This window comes from Christiangramia flava JLT2011 (genome assembly GCF_001951155.1).
In the GTDB taxonomy this organism is placed as follows: Bacteria; Bacteroidota; Bacteroidia; order Flavobacteriales; family Flavobacteriaceae; genus Christiangramia; species Christiangramia flava.
Map to the genome: position 1 here is coordinate 1,663,825 of NZ_CP016359.1, position 24,200 is coordinate 1,688,024.

Consider the following 24,200-nt stretch of genomic DNA (forward strand, 5'->3'; position numbering starts at 1 on the left):
AACCCTGTGGCATGAAAAATCTAATTTATCCCATTGTACAACTACAATATGTTCTGGTGTTTCTCATATTTTCGGGTACTGCTAACTTGTCAGCCCAGGAGACTTCTTCAGTAGATCTTAAATGGCTGGGCGATAAGGCTCCACCTATCCAAACAGGGGTGAGTTGGGGAGTTCCATTTTCCATGGGACAAGTGCAGCCTGATGATGCTTTTACTCTAAGAAATTCTAAAGGAGTTGAATTCCCAGTGCAATCCTGGCAACTCGCATACTGGCCCGATGGATCCATAAAATGGGCAGGTTTTGCTTCTGTCATGGAATCAGGGACCAGTAAACTAAGTCTTGGTGTTGTTAAAAAGTCGAATGCTTCAATGAAAAATACCATCCAGATTAGAGAAAATTCTGAAATATTTCAAATAAATACTGGAGTTTCAGAAATTATAATTCCGAAGCAAGGCGAAAAGATCATTGAATCTATAGCAGTAAATGATAAACCGGTTAGTTCTGGAGGTCGTTTAATCTGTATCAAACAGGAAGGACCTGATGTTGAAGTTGGGGTTCCACCTGCACTTAAGAAGTACATAGGAAATATTTCAAAAGTTACCATGGAACAAAATGGACCGGTTAGGGCTGTTTTTAAGATTGAAGGAATGCATACCAGTGAAGATGGTGAATCCTGGCTTCCGTTTATAGTGAGACTGTATTTCTACGCAGGAATGGAATCAGTAAAAATGGTACATACTATTGTCTATGATGGAGATCAGTATAAAGATTTTATCCGCGGGCTTGGAGTGAGCTTTGAATTGCCTATGAAGGAAGAAGTTCACAACCGCCATGTACGCTTTTCAGGAGAAAATGGAGCTTTCTGGGACGAGCCCGCCCAACCTGTGAATGGCAGGATTAAATTATATAAGGATAGTACGAATTTGTATGAGAGGCAGCTTCTAGGGAAAAGATTACCTGATAGAAGTGAATTTTCTGATAATAAACAATTTTTGCTGGATCACTGGGCCTCATGGAATGATTTTAAATTGTTGCAGCATAACGCCGACGGATTCATTATTCAGAAAAGAACGAATGATCAAAGCTCTTGGATAGATGCGGGGGCTGGAAACAGATCACGCGGACTTGTTTTCGCCGGGGATGTTTCCGGAGGTCTTGCAGTAACTATCCGTAATTTCTGGGAGTCATACCCGAGCGCACTGGAAGTGAAAAATTTAAAGACTGATAAGGCTGAAATTAAGGCATGGCTTTGGTCTCCCGAAGGTCCGGCCATGGATCTAAGACCTTATGATACGCTTGCATGGGGGCATTCCCTGAGAGCAAGTTATGAAGATGCTCAACCCGGTCACAGTACCCCGGAAGGAATAGCGCGCACCAGTGAGATCTTGCTGTTTGCAACTTCAGAAGTTCCTTCCCTAGAAAGATTGAATAACATAGCAACACTAGGAAATAAGCCACCTTTACTTAGTGCAAGCGCAGAATATATTCATAATATCCCGGTTTTTGGAGCCTGGAGCTTACCAGATCGTTCTTCAAAAGGGAAGGTGTGGCTTGAAGATCAGCTTCAAAAATCCTTTAATTATTACCAGGCACAGGTAGAACAGCGTAACTGGTATGGCTTCTGGGATTATGGAGATATAATGCATGGTTATGATGAAGACCGCCATGAATGGAAATATGATATTGGAGGCTACGCCTGGGATAATACTGAATTGATGCCAAATATGTGGCTCTGGTATCAATACCTTAGAACTGGTAATGAGGAGGTTTTTCGAATGGCTGAGGCTATGACAAGACATACCGGAGAAGTAGATGTTTACCATGATGGACCTTTTAAAGGTCTAGGATCCCGGCATAATGTGCTGCATTGGGGCGGCGGTGCTAAAGAAGTACGTATAGCCCAGGCAGCCCTTGGAAGATTTTATTATTACCTCACCACAGATGAGCGTACCGGTGATCTAATGCGAGAATCTGTAGAAGCCTCGAATACGGCAATAGGGGGATTGGATCCCTTGCGTCTTATTTTGGACAAAAGTAAATATCCAACTCACGCCAGGGTGGGTCCAGACTGGTTTGCGCTTGTAGGTAACTGGATGACCGAGTGGGAACGTACTGGAGATGATAAATATAAAAAGAGGATCCTAACGGGAGTAAAAAGCTTTTCCAAAATGCCTTATGGATTTTTCTCAGGGAAGGAGGGTGCCTTTGGTTATGATCCAAAAAGTTTGAAAATGTATCAGTTAGCACCAGATCATATTGGTGAGTCACACTTATCGGTATTGATGGGAGGTCCTGAAGTGGCTTTTGAGTTAACTCCCTTGCTGGATAATAAACAATGGAACAAGTTATGGTTCCAGTTCAGTAAAATATATGGTGCTCCGGTAGAAGAAGTTAAGGCAGAATTTGATCGCGAAGAAAAATTAGGCGACGTAGGACCCTGGTATTCCAGGCTTGCCGCTTATTACTACAGCCAAACAGGAGATGAAAAATATGCCCAAAGAGCCTGGAGCACTTTTTTAGAGGACAATCCGTGGGGTGGTTACACAAATTTTAATACCACTATTTATAATGAACCGGGGAGTCTTGAACCTGTTGAGGAAGTGCAGGGAGTTTCTACAAATAATACGGCGCAATGGTCCTTAAATGCCATAGAGCTTTTAGAACTGGCAGGAGATCAAATTCCCAATGATCACCCTCGCTTTGAGAATAACGATAAAAATTAGTGTGAACTCATAATGCAATTAATATGAAAAGATCAGTTATCGCAGCAATTTCTTTAGTTTCACTACTTACTGTTCAATGTAAAAAAAATGAAGCGAAGCCTTCTGAAGAAATAGTCCTGAAAAACACTTCTTCAGATTCACTTTTTGATAAGCCGGTGCAAATAGAGAAATCCCGACTTAAAATCACGGATTCTTCAAAATATCCGGTATTAACTTCAGGTAGCGAAATATATCCCTTACAGGTTTCTGATATTAACAATGATGGAGTTTGGGATGAAATATTCCTGGTAGCCAATTTTGCACCTAATGAATCCAAGAAATTAAAACTGGACTGGATTGAGGAGCACAAGATCCCTAATTACACTAAGCGAACGAATGTGCGTTTTGGGAAAAGGGAAACCGAAGAAGATCCGGTAAAACCTGCAACTGAAGAAGTGCTGAGTAAAAATGAAATGCCGGCGAAACAAGGATTTCAGAAGTACCAGACCGATGGTCCCAGTTGGGAAAATGATAAGGTTGGTTTTCGCCAGTATCTGGATGGCAGGTATTCTAAAGATGTCTTCGGAAAAAAGATCTCTGGCATTTCACCGGAAGATGTTGGGATAAATAAAGAAGCTGCCGTAGAAGATAATTATCACGTTATGGAAGATTGGGGACGGGATATTCTTGCTGTTGGAAACTCCGTAGGAGTGGGTGGTTTTGGTTTAATTGTTAATGACACCGTTCAAAGATTAGGGGCTCTTGTAACAGACACCGTAAGTAATGTGGAAAGAACCGAATTCAGAATACAGGAAGAAGGCCCGGTAAGATCGGTATTATCTTATAATTATCGGGATTGGCGGGCAGGTGGCAATTCTTATAATGTTAAGGAAACTACTGCTATCTGGCCCGGTATATACGGATTTATGAATACAGTGGAAGTTTACGGACTACAGGGAAATGAAAAACTGGCTGTAGGTCTCGTGAATATTAATAATCAGAATCCTTTGCAGGAAATTGAAATAAATGAAGATTGGGTGGCCTTGATCACGCATGACCATCAAACCTACGAACGGGAATGGATCCTGGGTCTTGCGCTCATACTTCCGCGGGAAGTTTATGATGGATATATGGAAGCGCCTAAAACAGGGAAACTTACAGATTCTTTCCTGGCGAAATTGAAGATTAAGAATAGTGAACCGGTTAGTTATTATGTGATTGCCGGTTGGGAATTAAGCCAGGAGCAAAGGTTTGCTGATGCTGAATTCTTTAAGAATTATGTAGTCCGGGCCGCCAAGCAAATCTCTGCAGAAGTAGAAATAACCGTGAATTAAGCATGCCTTGTCTGAAACTGCAAGTATTATTTTTTCTTGTTTTTTGCTGCTTACTTTCCTGTAAGGTCCCGGCCGAAATTAAGTTAAATGATATTGAATTTGAGCAAAAGGAGCTTCTGTTTGAAGATTCTTTTAAAAATGGACTGGATAAATGGGTAGTGGAAAAAGAACCGGTAGGAACTTCAGAAGTTTATACTAAAAATGGTAAAATGATCATCGATGTTGGCGGGGGATCCACGGTCTGGTTTAAGGAAATGATAGACAAGAAGAATGTACTGATTCAGTATAAAAGAAGAGTTGTAATGAAAGGTGGTGAGAACGATCGGTTGTCTGATCTTAACCAGTTCTGGATGGCTAACGACCCTCATAATCCTGATATTTTTAGTCGTTCCGGTTCTTTTGCAGAATATGATCCTCTGCAGATGTATTATGCGGGCATAGGCGGTAACAGGAATACCACCACAAGATTTAGAAAGTACCTGGGAAATGGAGAACGGGAACTTATTTATGATCTTACAGATAAGGAATATCTGCTTGAACCCAATAAAACCTATTTTATTCAAATCCTGGTTTCAGAAGGTATCACTAAGCTATTTGTAGATGGTACCGAATTATTCTCATATAGCGATACAAAGCCTCTAACAAAGGGCTATTTTGGATTTAGAACTGTACAATCGCATCAGGAAATTGATGAATTCAGGGTCTATTCATTACATGGAAAATCAAATTAAACGTACTATGGGGAGGCAATTAAATTTAAAGTATAAGAATCTTCTCAAAGATCTATTTATACTATTGGTAGTTTTATTTACAAACAGTTGCTGGTCACAGGATAACAGAAGTTTTAAGATCTTCCAGTTTCCTGCTGATAAAATCCCAATGATAAATGGCGATAAATCAGATTGGAGTATTGTACCAGATAGTTATTCGGTAGGAATGCAGGATTTATGGGAAGATAGTGGAAAGCATACGGCAATAGATTCTTCAAATCTGGCAGTACATGTAAAAGTAGGCTGGGTGAAAGGAATGAACAGGCTCTACTTTCTGTATGAAGCTTACGATGATTACTGGGATTTCGCCTCGCCAGGTTTACATAATGACACTTTCGAAGTGATCGTAGATGGGGATCAGTCCGGAGGGCCATTTATTGATCGTTTTCATCCCAATAAAAATATTGATACCCTGGATGCCTTCTTTTCTTTTCACGGTGTTCATGCGCAAAATTACCATATTTTCACTCCGGCGAAGGAGAAAGACTGGACCATGGTTTGGGGCAGCCAGCCATGGATAAAGGAACTTCCGTATGCCAACGCTTCCTATTCCTATGATTTTGAGCCCGGAGAAAAAGGTAAGCTTATTCTTGAATTCTGGATTACCCCTTTTGATTATGCCGGCAATGATCCTTCCCGAGCTGTTGCCTCAATTTTAGAGGAAAACAAAAATATAGGTCTCTCCTGGGCAATTATAGATTATGATAATGTCGATAAAAAATCTAATAACGGATTTTGGAACCTTTCAAAAGAGCATACAATGTATGGAAATGCCTCCTACGCGCTTCCGTTTAAACTGATGCCTTTGGAAAAGGAATATCAGGAAAAGCTAAAGGCCGACTGGTCTTATAAAATTCTGAATATGGATGAACGTAAAGTGAGCTTTTCAGATGGATCTATAGGAAGGGTGAATACCTGGAAGTGGGATTTCGGCGACGGTAAAACTTCCGAAGACAAAGATCCTGTACACACTTATTCCAAGGGAGGGAAATATGTTGTGATCCTGGAGATCTCTGGTCCAGATGGTAAGTCCAGGAGATCAAAGGTCTGGGATGTGGTCTTAAAGTAATACCTGGACAGGACAGAGCGGGATACCTGGTAGAAAATCTATCTTTAAATTGATGACGTTTTCAATTATATAAACTATTCAAAATGAATTATAAGCCTACTGTTCTCTTTTGTCTCATTTGTGTATGTTTTGGTGCGCAAAGTGCTTTCGCGCAAATCAACGATGCTACCACTCCTTTGCACCTTCTTAAACCTAATTATCCTACTCCTTATGAAGCACCTGAGATAGCTGAAGTAAAGGAAGTTCTGGATAGGGTTTATACTTTTCTGGATGATTCTACACCTGCGGCGATTATAAGCACCAAAGACAGTTCGGCGATCAAAAAAATTAAGAACCTGGATGAAAATATTGCTTTTGCTCCGGCCTCTTTCCGTCTTACCAGTTACGAGTGGGGAGTGACCTATGCGGGTATGCTTCTGGCTTCAGAAGCAACAGGGGAAGATTATTTTGAAGAATATACTAATTCCAGGCTGAAGCTCATTGCAGATCTGGCCGGTGAGCACCGGGGAAAGTCGTATGACAAATCTCCCGTGCATTCTGTTTTACATCCTGGAGCTTTGGATGATGCAGGTGCAATTTGTGCTGCAATGATCAAAGCAGAGAAAAAAGGTTTGAATGCAGATGCACGCCCTGTGATCGAGAATTTCATAGATTATATTAGTAATGACCAGTATAGATTTCAGGATGGAACTCTAGCCAGAAACAGGCCGCAGGATAACACATTATGGCTGGATGATTTATTCATGTCAGTTCCTGCCCTGGCTCAAATGGGAGATCTTACCGGAGAAACAAAATATTTTGATGATGCGGTAAAGCAGGTAAATCAATTTTCTGAAAGAATGTTCGATAAGGAAAATGGCTTATATATGCACGGCTGGGTAGAAGCTATGGAATACAGACCTCAGTACCACTGGGCCAGAGCAAATGGCTGGGCCGTAATGGCAATGGTAGAATTGCTGGAAGTATTACCAAAGGATCATCCAGGTTATAATGATGTTCTAGCCCAGTTGCGGGCACATATACGTGGATTGGTTAAATATCAGGACGGAACAGGCTTCTGGCACCAGTTGATCGATAGAAATGATTCTTACCTGGAAACTTCTGCTACCGCGATCTACGCATACTCTATCACACGGGCGATCAATCGGGGGTATATAGATAAGATGTCTTATGCACCGGTGGCTATCCTTGCCTGGAATGCGGTGGCGAATAAAGTCAATGGTCAGGGCCAGGTAGAAGGAACCTGCGTAGGTACTGGAATGGGCTTCGATCCCGCTTTCTACTATTATAGACCTATCAATAAATATGCAGCTCATGGATATGGACCTGTACTACTTGCCGGAGCTGAAATGATCATGATGCTGAAGAATGATGATTTTGAGATCAATGATAGTTCTCTTCAACTTAAAGTTCAAAAATAACTCAGTAATATTTAAATGTTCATAGTATAGGATTTATCTGAATTAAAAAGCTTTAAATTGAAATTTTCGTCCTTAATATTTCATCATTAAGAGAGGATATTTACAAACTGTAAACTTTTAAATTTGTCTGGACAAAAGAACCTGAATTAAAACAAATGATTTTCAGTTGAAGAATTAGAGAATTTTCCAATTGCAGAACAAATCTTACACTCGTAAAATTCGATAAAAATGAAAATTAAATCCAGTTTTGCTGTTATTGCAATAATTTCAGTAATTACAATTTTACCGGTATCAGCACAAATTGGAAAACGTTTTCCATCCGAGCGAAAAGTGGTGAAGGATACGGTGACCGGAACTGAATTAATCTTTTTAACAAGTACACCGGTTGGAGATTCTAAGATCTATCCTACGCATCCGCAATGGACCGCTGATGGAGAATGGCTTATTTTCAGATCTAACCGGGTAAAAGGAGAAGCCATGGCGGTAAATGAAAAAACCGGGGAGCTGGTCCAAGTTACTGAAGGAGGTTACACCGGGATGCTGAATATCGCCCAGCGATCTATGAAGCTTTACTATATGCGGAAAGTGGCAGGGAATGCTACAGGAGATCAAAGGAATGGAGCGCTTGAAATTGTTGAGACCGATCTCGCTAAACTCTTTGCCGATAGTGCAGCAGGAACAATGAAACCTGCAGAAGAATATCAAAGAAGCTGTGGCACGACTCCCGAAGCTATGGAAGCAGGGGGAGATATGGCTTTAGATGCAGGAGAAGAATGGGTGTATTTCAGGGTTGGTAAAGAGGAAGCTGCAAAGCACCTGAATGCCGGAATAGAAGTTAAAGGTAATTTCGGACCACGGAATATGGGCGCCGGCCCGGGAGGTATCGCTAAAATGAATATCAAAACCGGAGAAATTAAACACGTGGTCTCTGTTCCGTTCCAGGTAGGACATATTCAGTCCAATCTCTGGAACCCGGGAGAAATAATGTTCTCGTGGGAAACAGGGGGCAAATCCCCGCAAAGAACCTGGACGGTAATGGAAGATGGCAGCGGTTTGCGTCCGCTCTATCCTGAAGCCGATTATGAATGGGTAACTCATGAAGCCGTGATCTCGAAAGATGAAGTAGCGATGGCTATCATGGGGCACAGAGATATTGATATTGAAAAACAGCCTCTTGAAGAAGCTACTACAAGTACCGGAATTAGAGATCCTGAAAATCCTGGCCAGGAAACCAGTTGGGGCCCTTCAGGAACCAGGGAAAAACCAACCGGTCTGGCTATAGTGAATCTTAGAACCAGGGAAATGATCATTGCGGGACAGACTTCCAGTGGAAGCGGACTCTGGCATGTACACGGTTCCCCAGACGGGCGCTGGGCAGTGGGCGACGACTTTTCCAGAAGCCTGTACCTCATAGACAGGAATAGCAGAGAAATGAAAATGCTAACTACCGGACATAAACAAACGGCGGCAGATCACCTTCATCCAAGCTTTAAGCCCGATGGTACTAAAATTCAAATTCAATCGGCCATGCTTTCAGAAGATGGACGTTCCATGAATATTGTAATTGTTCCCGTACCGGCAGATTGGCTGCAAAGAACATATCCGAATAAAATTTAATATTAAAAATGGGATCCAAAGCTTTTAAAATGAAACTCCTTCCGGGTTTTGAAGAAGAATATAAAAAGAGACATGATGAAATCTGGCCTGAATTGAGTAAGTTACTTTCAGAAAGAGGAGTTTACGACTATAGCATCTTTTTAGATGAAGAAACGATGTCGCTTTTTGCCGTTCAGAAATTGAAGGATGATGCGAACGTTGATCATCTTACCGTAGAACCTATTCTGCGAAAATGGTGGGATTATATGGCTGATATTATGGAAACCAACCCAGATAATTCACCCGTTGAGAAGCCATTGAAAGAGGTTTTTCATATGGAGTAAAAAAATATCGAACACAAATTTTTCTTGCAAGATGATTTCCGGGGGTTTTACCGGAATTTCATACCCATAAGTTTTAATAATATGTAAAAAGAATAAATAGTACAATGCCTAATTACCTTAAAAAATACTGTTTCTGCCTTTTATTTCTGCTTATATCGGCGATTAGTACCGCTACTGAAAGGTATAATATCAAAGATTTCGGTGCTGCCGGTGATGGGACTACGTTAGATACAGAGGCGATTAATAAAGCTATTACAGCAGCTGCAAAAAAAGGTGGAGGAATGGTTTACTTTCCTACAGGCACATATCTTAGTTATTCCATTCGGCTTAAAAGTAATATTCATCTCTTCCTGGAAGCTGGTTCTATTCTAAAGGCAGCAGGAAAGAATGATGGCGGAAGTTATGATGCGCCGGGTAAAGGTGCTGGGAATGAATACCAGGATTATGGGCACAGCTACTGGCGAAACAGCCTGATTTGGGGAGAGAACCTGGATAATGTTACTATCTCTGGGCCGGGAACTATCCTGGGAGAAAACTTAAGCAGGGGCTTTTATGATCATGAACAATGGGATGAGAAAGGTATTCCTGCAGGGAATCTCATGTGGCAAGGTGGAGGAAATAAGGCCATCGCCCTCAAACTTTGTACGAATGTAATTCTAAAAGATTTTACCATTATCAAGGGAGGCCATTTCGGAATTCTGGCTACAGGAGTAGATAATTTTACCATTGATAATTTAAAGATAGATACCAACAGGGATGGGATAGACATAGACTCCTGTAAAAATGTTAGGATTTCCAATTGTACAGTGAATTCTCCAAACGATGACGCCATCTGCCTGAAAAGTTCTTTCGCCTTGGGTTATGCCAGGCCTACAGAAAATGTTACTATCACGAATTGTCAGGTTTCTGGCTATGATGTGGGTACTCTTATAGATGGTACTTTTAAAACGGAAGAGGGACATTTGGTTCCCGATCAGGAAGGTCCTACTGGTAGGATAAAATTTGGAACAGAATCCAATGGAGGATTTAAAAATATAACTATCAGTAACTGTGTTTTTGACCGTTCCCGTGGTCTGGCACTGGAAACTGTGGATGGCGGTTTATTGGAAGATGTTACAATAAGCAACATCACTATGCGTAACACAACTAACTCTCCGTTCTTTTTGCGACTTGCGGGGAGAATGCGCGGACCAGAAGGTGTAGAACCGGGGGAATTGAGAAGAGTGAATATCAGTAACATTAACGTTTATAATGCCGATTCCCATTTTTCCAGTATTGTTGGCGGAATTCCCGGTCACAATATTAAAAATGTAAGATTCAGTAATATTAATATATGGTATAAACCTCTGGATTCAGTAAAAACACAGATTCAAAAAGTGGTTCCCGAACATATAAAAACTTATCCGGAACCGGCAAAAATGGGAATAATGCCTTCTTATGGTTTTTTCTTACGCCATGTTGAAAATGTTGAAATGCATAACATCAATATCTATCATTTAGGAGAAGAGGTTAGACCAGCTCTTATTTTTGAAGATGTACGGGATGCAGAACTTTATAACCTAGATGCGCAAAGAGCTGGAAACGCTCCAATCTTAAGATTGAAAAATTCTGAAAATATCCATTTAAAAGATTCTGAATTCCTCGAGGACCAGAAAATTTTCAGGAAAACGACCGGAGATTTTGGAGCACGGGATGCAGTTCAGAACAATTCGGAATAAGCGTTTTTTATTTATTCCGAACTATATAATTGGAGATTTATTCTTTTGGGAAAAAGATATAATCTCGTAGTTCACTTTGTTTTAAACCGTACAGCGATTTTGCCACTATTAAGGCATTTAATTCAGCACCTTCCATATTGGTGTGCGTATGATCCTGCGGGAAAAGATTTTTAACCTCCTGCCGGCCGATTTGCTCATATCTCCTGGCAATAGAATCGTTGAGGTCTATAAAATGCCCGCCCGCGATAGCTACAGCTTCTTTCGCCCATTTTGCATTACTTTTTCAGCATGCCAGATATTTCTCGGGATCATACTTAGAACAATGGGCGTGGCCCCTTTAGCTTTTGTTTCAGTGATATATTTTTTCATATACCAGCCATATGTGTGCACCACCTCAGTACTATCTTTTTTAAATTCAACTGTTTGTGTTTCATCTCCCATTCCTTTTAGAGACCCGCGATATTTAGGCTGGTCCACTTCACCGCCATCGTTATGCCCGAATTGTATTAATAAAAAATCACCTTTATCCAGATCCTTCAAAACCTCATCCCAGAGACCTTCTCCTCTAAAGCTACGAATGCTTCTGCCACCGCGAGCTTTATTGTACACATTCACGCGGGTAGTATCGAAGTATTTATCCATTGGAACTCCCCAGCCCACTAAAGTATCGTTGTTATTTGCTACTGTAGAATCACCAATAAGATATACGTCTTTCTTTGTAGGGGTTTGAATTTCAGGATCTTCCAGGAGATATTTTTTCAGTGAACTACCAGATTCTTTTAAGCCTTCGATAATTAGAGATGCAGCCATCACCGCTCCTTTTGCTGAAGTGTGGGTGTGATCTCTGTCATAGAAATAAGTTCCGGTGATGTTTTGTTCGCCTTTTTCTTCCATTTGAGAAGCCATTTTTTCATTCAGATCGATGAAGTAAGCATCTTCCTCTTCAGCCACCTGTTTTGCCCAGCCACCATAAGTAGTTGCATTCCTTGGAACTTTGCCGTTTTCCCAGTCATTTCGCGGAATAGGCGACATGATGATTGGAATCGCCCCTTTCTCTTTGGTTTCTTTTACAAGTTTTCGAATATACCAGCCATAACTATGCACGGTCTCGTGTTTTCCCGTAAGAATATTATCTATTTCTTCGCTTTCCTCACCAGTTCCATTAATAGTCCCACGTGCCCTAAAATTATCATTTATGGGCCCGGCATCATTGTGTCCAAACTGGATTAATACGTAATCTCCCTTTTTTAAACTATCTTTAACTGGTTCCCATAGCCCTTTGTCCTGAAAGGTTCGGCTACTGGTGCCGCCAAGTGCATGATTTTGCACGTTAACTTTAGTGGTGTCCAGAAACTGGCCGAGGGAATCACCCCATCCCCAAAGGCCACCGGCTCCATCACCCTGGCCATTTTTTACGGTGGAATCGCCAACCATATAAACTGTAGGTTTTTCTCCTGAATCACTTTCCTCGCAGCTGATCATAAAAAGCGAGAATGTTAGTACGATCAAATAATTGAATGTTTTCATTTGAAATATTTAATTACTCTGAAAATTTCTAAAATCGAACCATAGGTTCATGGTAATACCGTCATCTCCTTTTTTAATCCTGATATTGGTAGGCTGGCTGCTGGGCCCCTGGTGTGAAAGAGGTTTGAAAGCTCTCATCGCGGGGATCTCGTACATAAAAGAAATGTTACCTTCTGGAAATTCAGGTTGCGCATGTGCTCCGGGGAATGCATTTTTTGGTTCTGCAGGAGTGAAAAGTCTTAAAAACAGTTTATCAGATTCACTGAAGATCCTGAAGCTGTTTTCTCCAGCAAGAATTTTAGCCGCTAGAAGATTGGCGTGGTAGCCTTTAAATTCAGGATAGATAAGGTTTTCAAAACTTTCACCCGTAATGGTATTGTTATAATCTTTTTCCCAAATATTATATTCGGTCCCCTGCAGCCTGTTCTTCCAGACATGATATGGACCTTTTCCAAACCATTTGATACCTTCTACCTCCTCTTCCGGAAAATCAAAAGTGATCCCGAACTTATTGATTTCACCTTCATAAAAGGCACCGTCAAAACCACTACTTGTGCCGGCATTTTTTAAGGCGGTCATTTCCATTTTTAACCTTCCATCGGGAAACATGGTCCATTTTATCGTATGGATCCCACCGGCATAGCTTACCAAAGCAATGGCATTACCGTCCTTATTTTTTATTTCAACTTTCTCCACTGCGGCTTTCATGCCAACAGGACGCGGACCATTTAGAAATGCGATCTCATTTACAGTGTTTTCAATATGAATGATTTCGCCATTTTCAGCATCCAGGATCACTGTTATTTCGCCGCCGGAAAGTTTGATCTCGTTTTTATTCTTTTCTACCGTCGCTTCAGTTGCCGATTCTTTTTTCTGAAGAAATTTTTCGGCAAAAAATGCCGCTTTATGAATAGGCCAGGTCCAGGTATAGATCTCCCGGCCATGCTTGTCTGTTCCGGTAATTTCGATCCAGTCTCCGCTGAAGAATTCGTCTTTTACCGGAATGTTGATTTTTCGTGTTTCACCGGGCTCAATACTAGGAACATCAATTTTTCCAGAATAGATAATGGCTACATCATCCTGCTCATAAAAAGAATTTATTCCGGCCTTTTTTACTTTGTATTCCATGAGGATCTCCTCTAAATTGGTGAAGAGATATGTATTAGTAATAAGGAAACTACAGTCAAAGCTTTTATTGATTTCTTTTGGTTGAAACTGAACCGGGGCCCAAACCTCTTTTATGGTATAGAAGCTGCCTTCTTTTTCACGGTGTGGTCCCAATATTCCATCGGGTGCGAGAGAGCCTTTAGAATCATAGATTTGATCGCCATCCCAATCTGTGCGTCTAACTGCCTCATCATTAAAAACCCAAAGAAATCCACCGGCAAACAACGGGCTTTTAGTATAACGTTCCCAAAAATCGGCAAGTCCGGCACCATGGCCATTGTCATAAGTACCATGCATGAATTCGGTAGGAAAGAAAACATTCTCACCATTGCCAAACCTATGTACTCCGGTAAGATAAGTAGGGTAGTGGTGTGTGTCCCAACCGTTAAAGTCAGCCCAGGGATGAATAACGATTCGGTTTTGAGGATCATATTCAGAAAAAACGGTATCCAGTTCTTCGTTCCAGCCACCTTCATTTCCCTGGTCCCAGATAATAACCGATGGATGATTCACATCTCGCTGTACCATTTCTTTGATCAGTTTTTTACCGGTTGAGGTGTCATAAGGATTTTGCCAGCCGGCTAGTTCATCTAAAACAAATAATCCCAGGGAATCACAGGCTTGCAGGAAGTGATTGTCTGGAGGATAATGAAAACGTACTGCATTCATATTCATATCCTTAATAAGATTTACATCCATGATGCTTATGCGTTTACTGGTGCTTCGGCCAGATTCCGGCCAGATGGTGTGGCGGTTAACCCCCTTCATGATAATTTTTTTACCATTTACATATATGCCATCTTTCTTTCTAAAATCAATACTTCGAAAGCCAATACGTTCGGTTACTTCATGGAGTACTTTATTCCCCTTTATCAAACTTAATTTAAGATCATAAAGATTTGGATCTTCAGGGTTCCATGGTTTTATATTCTCCCATTTTGATTCAAGAATAGTTTCTTCAGATGCTTCGACTACAGGAAAGCTGAAAGATTTATAGGATGCATCATTTCCAATTGGTTGAAGACTAACTTTTAGTTCGGTATTCTTCGGAATATTCTTCAGCAGTAGATTGGCTTTTAAAGAACCATCCATTTCCGGAGCTACCGCAACATGACTTATATGAGTTTCTGGAGTGATCTCCAGCCAAACGGGACGGTAAATTCCTCCAAAAAGCCACCAGTCTGCTTTACGTTCCGCATTATTTACGGTAGGATTGGCAGAATGTTTCCAAACATGTACTTCTAAAAGATTTTCTGAATCATATTTAATAAGATTGGTGATATCGTACTGAAATTCATAAAATCCCCCCTGGTGTATTTCTCCAGCAAGTTGACCATTCACTTTTACTTCAGTATCTGTCATTACCCCGCCAAATTTGATGATCACGCGTTGGCCATCATATACTTTTGGAGCTTGGAATTCATATTTATAAAATCCTTCTTCTTTGCTGGGTTCTTCCTGTTCCAATTCCTTATACCAGCGGCCGTAGGTATACGTCCCAAAACCCTTTATTTCCCAGTTTGAAGGCACTTCTATTTTACTCCATTTTCCGCTGTTCTGGCCATCGGTAACCTTGAAGTCCCATATTATAGTGTCGGTTTCAGAATCTTTACCAGAGAGATATATTTTTTTACTTTCCTGAGCATAGATTTGAGAGCCCAGAAAACATAAACATATTATTTGAAGAAGATATTTCGAGTGGTTCGCAGCCATAGTATTAATGGTGATTTAAATGGCGTACTTTTTCAGAATAAGGTTTGGTAGCTCCAAAATCTTTCAGGCTAAACGAACTATCTTTAGATATCGGAGGCGCCGGGATCTATAAGTACTAAGAGTTAATTTAGTAACTAAACTAGTAAAGCTTTATAGTAAGTGTATCCTGTACTGTTATGAGTTCACTTTTTAAACTGAATTTCGTTCAATATAATTGAAGACATTTTTTACATTTTCCTTTTTATTTTTCAGGATCATATAGGCAGCAGATTCCCCCATAGTTTTAAAATCTGTACTAATTACCGAAATTCCCAGGAGTTCTTTTAATGGAGTTTCATTGTAAGATATAATACCAATGTCTTTGCCCAGAATCAGCTTCTTTTTCCTGGTTTGGCGAACCAAGTTCACGAGATCTCTTTCCTGTATGGTGACATACACATCTTTGCTTTGTAACTCCATATCGTCATAGATTTCATGCAGGATCTCATAATCGAAATTGTTTTCTACACAAAATTTTATGAAGCCGGTGCGTATTCTACGGGGATATGGATTGGCAGATTTCTCTGGATACACTAAGATCACTTTGTCGTATTTTTTGATCTTTTCCAATCCTTCGGTAAGTGCATTGAAAATGTCCTGTTTAAAATCCTGGTATATGGAGCTAAATTCAGTATTCAACATATCCTTCACGTTATCCAGCATGATGAGACTATCTGTAGGGATTTTTTTTAAAGTATCCAGAACTGAAGGTGTGAAAGTTACGTGATGAGAGTTTTCATCTCTAAAATGAGGCATGATTACGTAATAATCATAGGCACCCATGTTTCTTTCCATGGTTTTTAGAAACAAAGATTCATCACAATGATAAATAAACATGTCTACATGAGCATTCACTCCTAGGGCATCTACAAAAGAATTATAGATGATCATTTTATAAACACTCGGTTTATTCACCATGAATAAAATGTTCACCCTGGAAATTAGGTCGGTTTTAGAGGTATAAAATCCTTTTCCTTTTACCGAGACGATGACCTTTTTCTCTTTTAATAGCCGATAAGCTTTTTCCACCGTATCTCTGGAAAGAAGTAAATGTTCACTAAGTTCATTAATAGAGGGTATTTTCTCTCCTACCTTAATATTTCCATGAGAGATATCGGAAATTATAGAATCTACGATTTGCTTATATTTTGGAATTCTGGAATCTTCGTTGATTTTGATATCTAATGGGAACATACTCTTGATCGATAATTGCTAAAAGTTTATAAAATTAATTAATTATTTCAGGGATTAAGTCTTAATATCAAAACTTTCCCTGAACAGTACACTACAGGATAGCCTCTATATCAATTAAACCTAAATTTGATTAAAATGCTAATCTTTAAAAATTATCATGGAAAAAACTTTTAAGTATGTAGACTATCTATGGGACGAGCAAAAAGCTGCTTCATTAGGAGATGATCAGGTGGCCTTATTTTTATATAGATCCAATATTCTGGGTGCAGATTTGAGGATCACGAATTTTGGAGGAGGAAACACGAGTTGTAAAACCACTGAAAAAGATCCGCTAACCAATGAAGATGTTGAGGTTATGTGGGTAAAAGGCTCCGGAGGAGATATCGGTACTTTAACCAGGGAAGGAATTGCCGGACTATATACCAAAAGATTGCGAGATCTTAAGAACGTATATCAGGGAATTACTGATGAAGATAGAATGGTTGGCTTGTTTAACCACTGTATATATGACCTGAACAGTAAAGCTCCTTCTATAGATACCCCCTTACACGGACTCTTACCTTTCGCACATATAGACCACTTACATCCAGATGCGCTTATCGCGGTGGCTGCTGCTAAAGACAGCGAAAAAGTAACTAAAAAGATATGGGGGGGTACTATGGGTTGGGTGCCATGGCAACGACCTGGTTTTGATCTGGGGTTACAACTGGAAAAATGTTTGGAGGAAAATCCTGGAATACGCGGGATTGTACTGGGTAGCCACGGTCTTTTTACCTGGGGAGATACTTCTTACGAATGTTATATGAACAGTCTTGAGGTGATTGAAACTGCTTCAGAATACATAGCTAGTAAGATCAAAGAAAATGGAGAGGTTTTCGGGGGGAAAAAATTAGAAAGTCTTCCTGCTGAAGAAAGAAAAGATAAAGCAGCAATTTTAATGCCTTTACTGCGCGGTTTGGTATCTTCAGAAAACCAAATGATAGGTCATTTTACAGATTCTGATACTGTATTGCAATTTATTAATAGTAACGACCTGGAAAGGCTTGCGCCCATGGGAACATCATGTCCAGATCACTTTTTAAGAACAAAGATCCAGCCTCTTATCTTAAACCTGGAGACTTCTGAAGACATTTCAAAAACAGAAAATGTTTTAGGAAAATTAAGGCCAGATTTCGAACAATATAGAAAAGAATATAAAGACTATTACGAAAATTGTAAGCATGATAATAGCCCGGCGATGAGAGATCCAAATCCGGTGATCATTATCTATCCTGGTGTTGGAATGTTCAGTTTTGCCAAGAACAAGCAAACGGCGCGAGTGGCCAGCGAGTTCTACGTAAATGCGATCAATGTGATGCGTGGTGCTGAAGCGATTACAGAATATACCTCATTGCCAAGACAGGAAGCCTTTGATATTGAATACTGGCTTTTAGAAGAAGCCAAATTACAAAGAATGCCGGCAGAACAACCTCTTTCCCGTAGAGTAGCACTGGTTACTGGAGCTGGAGGAGGAATTGGTAAAGCGATAGCAGATAAACTAGTAGCAGAAGGAGCCAATGTAGTGCTTACAGATATTAATAAAGATAATTTAAAGGAAGCGGTTGCTACATATAAACGCGACCAGGTACATGGAGCACTTTGTGACGTTACCAAAGCAGAATCTATAGATGCCGCCTATAAAAAAGCTAACTTGGCTTTTGGTGGAGTAGATATTATCGTGCACTCGGCAGGACTGGCCATTTCTAAATCTTTAGAAGATACGACCCAGAAAGATTGGGACTTGCTTCAGGATATTTTAGTAAAAGGTCAATTCCTGATAGCTCAAAAAGGAGTGGAGATCATGAAACAACAAGGTCTTGGAGGTGATATTGTTAATATTGCTAGTAAGAACGGACTGGTTGCAGGCCCAAATAATGTTGGTTACGGGACTGCAAAAGCGGCGCAGCAGCACATGACACGTTTACTTGCTGCTGAATTGGGGCCAGATCATATTCGAGTAAACACGGTAAATCCTGATGGAGTGATCGTGGGAAGTAAAATATGGGAAGGTGAATGGGCAGAAGGTCGCGCTAAAGCTTATGGGATTGAGGTTAAAGACCTTCCAAAGCATTACGCGAAAAGAAATCTTTTACAGGAAATTATTCTTCCGGAAGATATTGCTAATGGAGTATTTGCATGTGTTGGAATTTTAGATAAAAGTACGGGAAACACCATAAATGTTGATGGAGGAATGGCTAACGCCTTTGTAAGATAATAGTTTGTTTTTAAATTCAAAAAGGGATTTTCAGTAAATGGCGATCCCTTTTTAATACCTGATTTTAAGCTGATTTATGAAAATTGATAAAAATAATATTTCAGATCATAACAAGAAATATAAGAATTCATTCCAGAATGAATTCGATTTTGTTTCCGATAAGCTGGAGAAAAAAGGGATCGATATAGAAGAGATCGTAAAGAAAGTAAGCGATTTCCAGGTGGCAATTCCTAGCTGGGCTTTGGGCGCAGGAGGTACTCGTTTTGGACGTTTCTCTTATGGAGGAGAACCTTCCTCCCTGGAACAAAAACTTCAGGATGTTGGAATATTACATGCGCTTACAAGATCGGCCGGATCTGTATCTTTACATATTCCCTGGGATATCCCGAAGGATATTGAGGCGATCAAGGAAATTGCCAAAGGCAATGAGATCACTTTCGATGCTATGAATTCTAATACATTCCAGGATCAGAAAGATGCTAAAAAGAGCTATAAATTTGGTTCCTTAAACAATTCAGATCAGGAAATAAGAGATTTTGCTGTAGAGCATAATCGTGAGGTCATTAAAATAGGGAAAGAGCTGGGTTCTAAAAGTCTTACTGTCTGGCTGGCCGATGGCGCTAGTTTTCCTGGTCAGTTAAATTTTCAACGAGCCTTGGATAATACTCATACCAGCTTGAAAGGTATTTATGATACTCTTCCAAAAGATTGGAAAATGTTCATTGAATATAAACCCTACGAACCTAATTTTTACAGCACAACCATTCAGGATTGGGGAACTTCCCTGATGCTAGCTAATGCCTGCGGCGAAAAAGCTTATACTCTTGTAGATCTTGGGCATCATTTGCCAAATACCAATATCGAGCAAATTGTAGCTACGTTAATGTATAAAGGCAAATTGGGAGGATTTCATTTTAATGATAGCAAATACGGGGATGATGATGTTACGGTAGGATCTATTAAACCATATGCCCTTTTCCTTATTTTTAATGAACTGGTTTATGGCATGGAGAATAATCCTAACAATCCCGAACTGGCGTGGATGATAGATGCCAGTCATAACATCAAAGACCCTCTGGAGGATCTGCTACAGTCTATAGAAGCTATTCTGCTGGCTTACACAAAGGCATTGCTTATAGATCAAAAGGAACTTAGAGAAGCACAATTGGCTCATGATGTGGTAAAATGCCAGGAAATTCTGCAGGATGCTTATCGCTTCGATGTAAGAGTTATACTTCAGGCAGCAAGATTAAAGCAAGATGCTCCTTTAAATCCTCTGGAAGCTTATCGCAGTTTTAACGTGCGTAAAAATCTAATTCTGGAAAGAGGAAATAAAACAATCGCTACGGGTCTATAAAAATAATCAACATGAGTCAGGGAAAGGTAACGGCTGTTTTTGATATCGGAAAAACGAACAAGAAATTTTTTCTTTTCGATGAAGAGTTTCAGGAACTTCACAGGGAATATATCAGGATCGATGAAATTAAAGACGAAGATGGATATCCTACAGAAGATCTGGAATCCTTAAAAAACTGGATGAGAAAGGTCTTTAACGATATTCTTGAAACCGAAAAATACGATATCTCTGCCATCAATTTTTCTACTTATGGAGCCAGTTTGGTGCATTTAGATGAAAATAATGAAATTCTTACTCCCTTATACAATTATACGAAAGATATAGACGCTTCAGTAATAGAATCATTTTATGAAAAATATGGTCCTGAAGAGGATTTTGAGGAATTAACAGGATCGCCTAAAGCAGGATTGCTTAATTCGGGCATGCAACTTTACTGGATCAAGCAAACGCAGCCAGAAATCTTTAAAAAAATTAAATACTCGCTGCATTTACCACAATATCTCAGTTATATTTTCACGGGAATTCCAATAAGTGAATATACCAGTATAGGTTGTCATACGGCCATGTGGGATTACAAGAAAAGGGATTACCATAGCTGGATCTATGAAGAAAACATACACTTGATCCTGCCGCCAATTGTTTCTACGGAAACCAGTTTTAATATGAACTATAATGGCAAAAGAATAAAAATTGGTGTAGGTATTCATGATAGCTCGGCGGCACTTTTGCCGTATGTACGCAGCATCAGGGAAAATTTCATCCTGGTTTCCACTGGAACCTGGAGCATCTCTTTCAATCCTTTTTCAGACTCTAAATTGTCTAAATTGGAAGTTGAAAAAGGGTGTATAAATTATATGCGTATTAACGGGAAAGCGGTAAAAGCTTCCAGGTTATTTTTAGGGAACGAGTTCAAAAAGCAAATTGAATTTCTTTCAGATTATTACCAGGTTCCGAAAGATTTTCATAAAAAGATCTTGTTCGATTATGATATTTATTACGAGATAACCAAAGATTTTGAACCTATGTTCAGGTGGTTTAGTCTTGAAACTGAGAATATGCCTTCTGAAACTATAATCAATTACTATAATGTAGAGCAGGCCTATCATCATTTAATGATCGAGCTGGTAAAAGTTCAGGCTGAAAGTATTAAAACTATAGAGGGCAACTCCAGCAATTACAAGTTATACGTAGATGGCGGCTTTACAGATAATAATGTCTACATACAGTTGCTGTCTCACTACTTGCGGAATATGTCTTTAAGAACCACGAAATCGTCTCTGGGCTCTGCTCTTGGTGCCGCACTTTCTATTTCAGACAAAAAATTAAATTCTAAATTTTTAAAGAAAAATTACTCTTTGAAAAAGCACGTTCCATTTATAATTAATTAACAATGGCCTTTAATTCTAAGTATCCTTCTGTAGAAGATCTTCGGCAAAGAGCAAAAGAAAGAGTACCAGCATTTGCTTTTGAATATCTGGATGGAGGCTGTAATGAAGACGTAAATATTAGTCGCAATACCAGAGAAATTAGAGAGGTGCAGTTGCAACCAAGGTATTTGCGCAATTATGGAAATAGTTCTACAAAAACGAAAGTTCTGGGAATGGAATTCGATGCTCCTTTTGGTATTTCGCCAGTAGGACTTCAAGGTCTTATGTGGCCAAATTCCCCTCAAATTCTTGCTTCGGCTGCATATAAACACAATATCCCTTTTATTTTGAGTACAGTAACTACCATGGATATTGAAGAAGCAAGCCGACTTACTGATGGCCAGGCTTGGTTCCAATTATATAATCCCGTAGAAAATTCTGTAAGAAATGATATTTTAAGTAGAGCAAAAGATGCAGGTTGTCCGGTACTGGTACTACTATGTGATGTTCCTACTTTTGGGTATCGACCAAGAGATATACGGAATGGGCTTGCATTGCCTCCAAAAATGTCGTTTAAGAATATTTTACAAATCCTAGGGAAACCCACCTGGGCCTTGAATACTTTAAAATATGGTCAACCTACTTTTGAGAATTTGAAACCTTATACACCTGAAGGCTTAAATCTAAAACAACTTGGGCAGTTTATGGATAAAACATTTTCTGGCCGCCTGAATGAAGATTTGATAAAACCCATTAGGGATAAATGGGAAGGTAAATTGGTGCTGAAGGGGGTGTCATCAAAACAGGACACCGAAGACGCGATAAGAATGGGTTTTGATGGTATTATAGTTTCAAATCACGGAGGTCGACAGCTGGATGCTGGTGAATCAACTATCCATTCTCTTCAAAATATTGTTGAAAAATATAATGATAAAATTGAAATCATGATGGATAGTGGCTTAAGGTCAGGTCCTGATATTGCTCGTACACTTGCTTGCGGTGCTAAATTCACCTTTATGGGGAGGTCCTTTATGTATGGCGCTGCCGCATTAGGAGATCAGGGAGGTGATCATACCATTAGCATGATGAAAACACAATTCCAACAAGTGATGGACCAATTGTGCTGTGATAAAGTAGAAGATTTACCCAAATATTTAATCAAGAATTAATTTAAAGAATACTTAGCATGGCCTTAAATAATCAGGAGGAAGTGGCAATAAAAGAAATTTCTGGAGGTGAATTTGAGAGAGAGGCTGTTCCGGAATCTAACTGGAAAAGCTGGAAAAGCTTTCTTGGTATGTATGCAGGAGAGCATGCTGCAGGAACAGAATTCGTTATAGGCCCATTATTCCTTACTACCGGGGTAAGTGCCTTCGATTTGATCTTCGGGCTAATCCTGGGAAATCTTATGGCCGTATTAAGCTGGCGATTTTTGACTGCTGAAATCGGAACTAAATTTAGATTCACTTTATATTATCATTTAGAAAAAATCTGCGGTACGCGGTTGGTTATTATATATAATTTAGCAAATGGGATGCTATTTTGTTTTCTAGCTGGGGCAATGATTACAATCTCTGCAACAGCGGTGGGGATTCCTTTTGATATGGAAATGCCTCAGCTTACAGATACATTGCCAAACGGCGTCACATGGGTGGTTATAGTACTTTCAATAGGAACCGTTATTTCAGTTATTGCTGCTAGAGGTTATTCAATGGTAGCCAAAGCGGCCAACTGGATGTCTCCTATAATTGTTTTGGCTTTCATAGTTTGTGGAATTGTAGCCCTTTTTCAATTGAATGTGAATAATTTTAGTGATTTCTGGAATATTTGGGGGAGTGGAAGTGAACCATTTCCAGGACAAATTAAATATACTTTCTGGCATGTATTTTTATGGTCCTGGTTTGCAAATGCTGCTATGCACATAGGTATGTCTGATCTTTCAGTGTTTCGTTTTGCTAAAAGAGCAAATACAGGCTGGACCACGGCAGCAGGTATGTATGTTGGTCATTTTATTGCATGGATATCAGCTTGTCTTTTGTATGCGGTTTATTTAAAATCTCCTGAAGCTCTTGTTTTTCTTAATAACGGTGAGGCTCCGCCCGTTGCTCCTGGTCCATTAGCCTATAATGCAATTGGATTTTTCGGAATTATAGCGGTAATTCTTGCAGGCTGGACAACTGCGAACCCAACTATATATAGAGCCGGTTTAGCATTCCAGGCAATTCTGCCCAAAACTTCTACCTTCTGGGTCACTATTATTGCCGGAGGAATAGCAACTATTGCTGGTCTATTTCCAGCATTTGCCATGCGTTTATTAGATTTTGTAGCCTTATATGGCTTTATACTGGCTCCAGTGGGTGCAGTAATTGTATTTGAATATTTCTTTGGGAAAAAGATAGGGATACAATCCTTTTATGCACAAAAAACAGGAGGGCGATTCAATCTGGCAGTTTTTTGGGCCTGGATAATTAGCTTCGGAGTATTTTATTACATATCTATTCAATACGACGTGTTTCTTTCTTTTCTAACATTACCAGCCTGGTTGCTCTGTGGGACATTATTTTTAGTTTTAAGTAGGTTTTACCAGGCGAGAGTAGATTGCTAAATATTTATATGGATGAATTTCAT

The 24,200-nt window shown here is 39.8% G+C and carries 16 protein-coding genes; 13 read left to right on the forward strand and 3 right to left on the reverse strand.

Annotated elements, in window-relative coordinates; genetic code table 11:
- The first annotated feature begins 11 nt into the window (after positions 1-11).
- The 8 genes from GRFL_RS07125 to GRFL_RS07160 all read left to right on the forward strand — a co-directional run bounded on the left by GRFL_RS07125 (position 12) and on the right by GRFL_RS07160 (position 10,954).
- On the forward strand, positions 12-2,723 hold the full coding sequence (locus GRFL_RS07125) for an exo-rhamnogalacturonan lyase family protein (protein ID WP_086047635.1): 2,712 nt from the start codon (positions 12-14) through the stop codon (positions 2,721-2,723).
- Between the two features lie 23 nt (positions 2,724-2,746).
- Positions 2,747-4,036, forward strand: a complete 1,290-nt coding sequence (locus GRFL_RS07130; protein ID WP_083643959.1) for a DUF4861 domain-containing protein — start codon at positions 2,747-2,749, stop codon at positions 4,034-4,036.
- 2 nt (positions 4,037-4,038) lie between these two features.
- Positions 4,039-4,767 carry a DUF6250 domain-containing protein gene (locus GRFL_RS07135; RefSeq protein WP_083643960.1) on the forward strand — a complete coding sequence of 243 codons (729 nt, stop codon included), beginning with the start codon at positions 4,039-4,041 and terminating at the stop codon, positions 4,765-4,767.
- Positions 4,768-4,774: 7 nt separating this feature from the next.
- The gene (locus GRFL_RS07140; RefSeq protein WP_083646003.1) at positions 4,775-5,875 is read left to right on the forward strand and encodes a PKD domain-containing protein; all 1,101 of its coding nucleotides are present in this window, start codon (positions 4,775-4,777) and stop codon (positions 5,873-5,875) included.
- Between the two features lie 83 nt (positions 5,876-5,958).
- The gene (locus GRFL_RS07145; RefSeq protein WP_083643961.1) at positions 5,959-7,296 is read left to right on the forward strand and encodes a glycoside hydrolase family 88/105 protein; all 1,338 of its coding nucleotides are present in this window, start codon (positions 5,959-5,961) and stop codon (positions 7,294-7,296) included.
- Positions 7,297-7,524: 228 nt separating this feature from the next.
- Positions 7,525-8,913, forward strand: a complete 1,389-nt coding sequence (locus GRFL_RS07150; protein ID WP_083643962.1) for a TolB-like translocation protein — start codon at positions 7,525-7,527, stop codon at positions 8,911-8,913.
- Positions 8,914-8,942: 29 nt separating this feature from the next.
- Positions 8,943-9,236, forward strand: a complete 294-nt coding sequence (rhaM, locus tag GRFL_RS07155) for an L-rhamnose mutarotase (RefSeq protein ID WP_236995895.1) — start codon at positions 8,943-8,945, stop codon at positions 9,234-9,236.
- A gap of 104 nt (positions 9,237-9,340) precedes the next feature.
- Entirely contained in the window at positions 9,341-10,954 is a 1,614-nt protein-coding gene (locus tag GRFL_RS07160) for a rhamnogalacturonidase (RefSeq protein WP_083643964.1), read from the forward strand.
- Between the two features lie 249 nt (positions 10,955-11,203).
- Here GRFL_RS07160 and GRFL_RS07165 read toward each other — a convergent pair whose 3' ends face one another.
- The 3 genes from GRFL_RS07165 to GRFL_RS07175 form a co-directional block, all read right to left on the reverse strand.
- Positions 11,204-12,481 carry an SGNH/GDSL hydrolase family protein gene (locus tag GRFL_RS07165; protein ID WP_236995896.1) on the reverse strand — a complete coding sequence of 426 codons (1,278 nt, stop codon included), beginning with the start codon at positions 12,479-12,481 and terminating at the stop codon, positions 11,204-11,206.
- A 9-nt stretch (positions 12,482-12,490) separates the two neighbouring features.
- Entirely contained in the window at positions 12,491-15,361 is a 2,871-nt protein-coding gene (locus tag GRFL_RS07170) for a glycoside hydrolase family 2 TIM barrel-domain containing protein (protein WP_083643965.1), read from the reverse strand.
- A gap of 189 nt (positions 15,362-15,550) precedes the next feature.
- Positions 15,551-16,594 (reverse strand): GntR family transcriptional regulator, encoded by a 1,044-nt coding sequence (locus GRFL_RS07175; RefSeq protein ID WP_083643966.1) that lies wholly within the window; start codon positions 16,592-16,594, stop codon positions 15,551-15,553.
- A 157-nt stretch (positions 16,595-16,751) separates the two neighbouring features.
- Between GRFL_RS07175 and GRFL_RS07180 the strand changes: the two genes are divergently transcribed.
- From GRFL_RS07180 to GRFL_RS07200, 5 genes are all read left to right on the forward strand, one after another.
- Positions 16,752-18,848, forward strand: a complete 2,097-nt coding sequence (locus tag GRFL_RS07180; protein WP_083643967.1) for a bifunctional aldolase/short-chain dehydrogenase — start codon at positions 16,752-16,754, stop codon at positions 18,846-18,848.
- A gap of 76 nt (positions 18,849-18,924) precedes the next feature.
- On the forward strand, positions 18,925-20,205 hold the full coding sequence (locus GRFL_RS07185) for a sugar isomerase (RefSeq protein ID WP_083643968.1): 1,281 nt from the start codon (positions 18,925-18,927) through the stop codon (positions 20,203-20,205).
- An 11-nt stretch (positions 20,206-20,216) separates the two neighbouring features.
- A complete protein-coding gene (locus tag GRFL_RS07190; RefSeq protein ID WP_083643969.1) occupies positions 20,217-21,593 on the forward strand; it encodes an FGGY-family carbohydrate kinase in 1,377 nt (458 codons plus the stop codon).
- Positions 21,594-21,595: 2 nt separating this feature from the next.
- Positions 21,596-22,741, forward strand: a complete 1,146-nt coding sequence (locus GRFL_RS07195) for an alpha-hydroxy acid oxidase (RefSeq protein WP_083643970.1) — start codon at positions 21,596-21,598, stop codon at positions 22,739-22,741.
- A 17-nt stretch (positions 22,742-22,758) separates the two neighbouring features.
- Positions 22,759-24,177: a purine-cytosine permease family protein gene (locus GRFL_RS07200; RefSeq protein WP_083643971.1), complete on the forward strand. Its 1,419-nt coding sequence runs from the start codon at positions 22,759-22,761 to the stop codon at positions 24,175-24,177.
- Positions 24,178-24,200 lie beyond the last annotated feature (23 nt).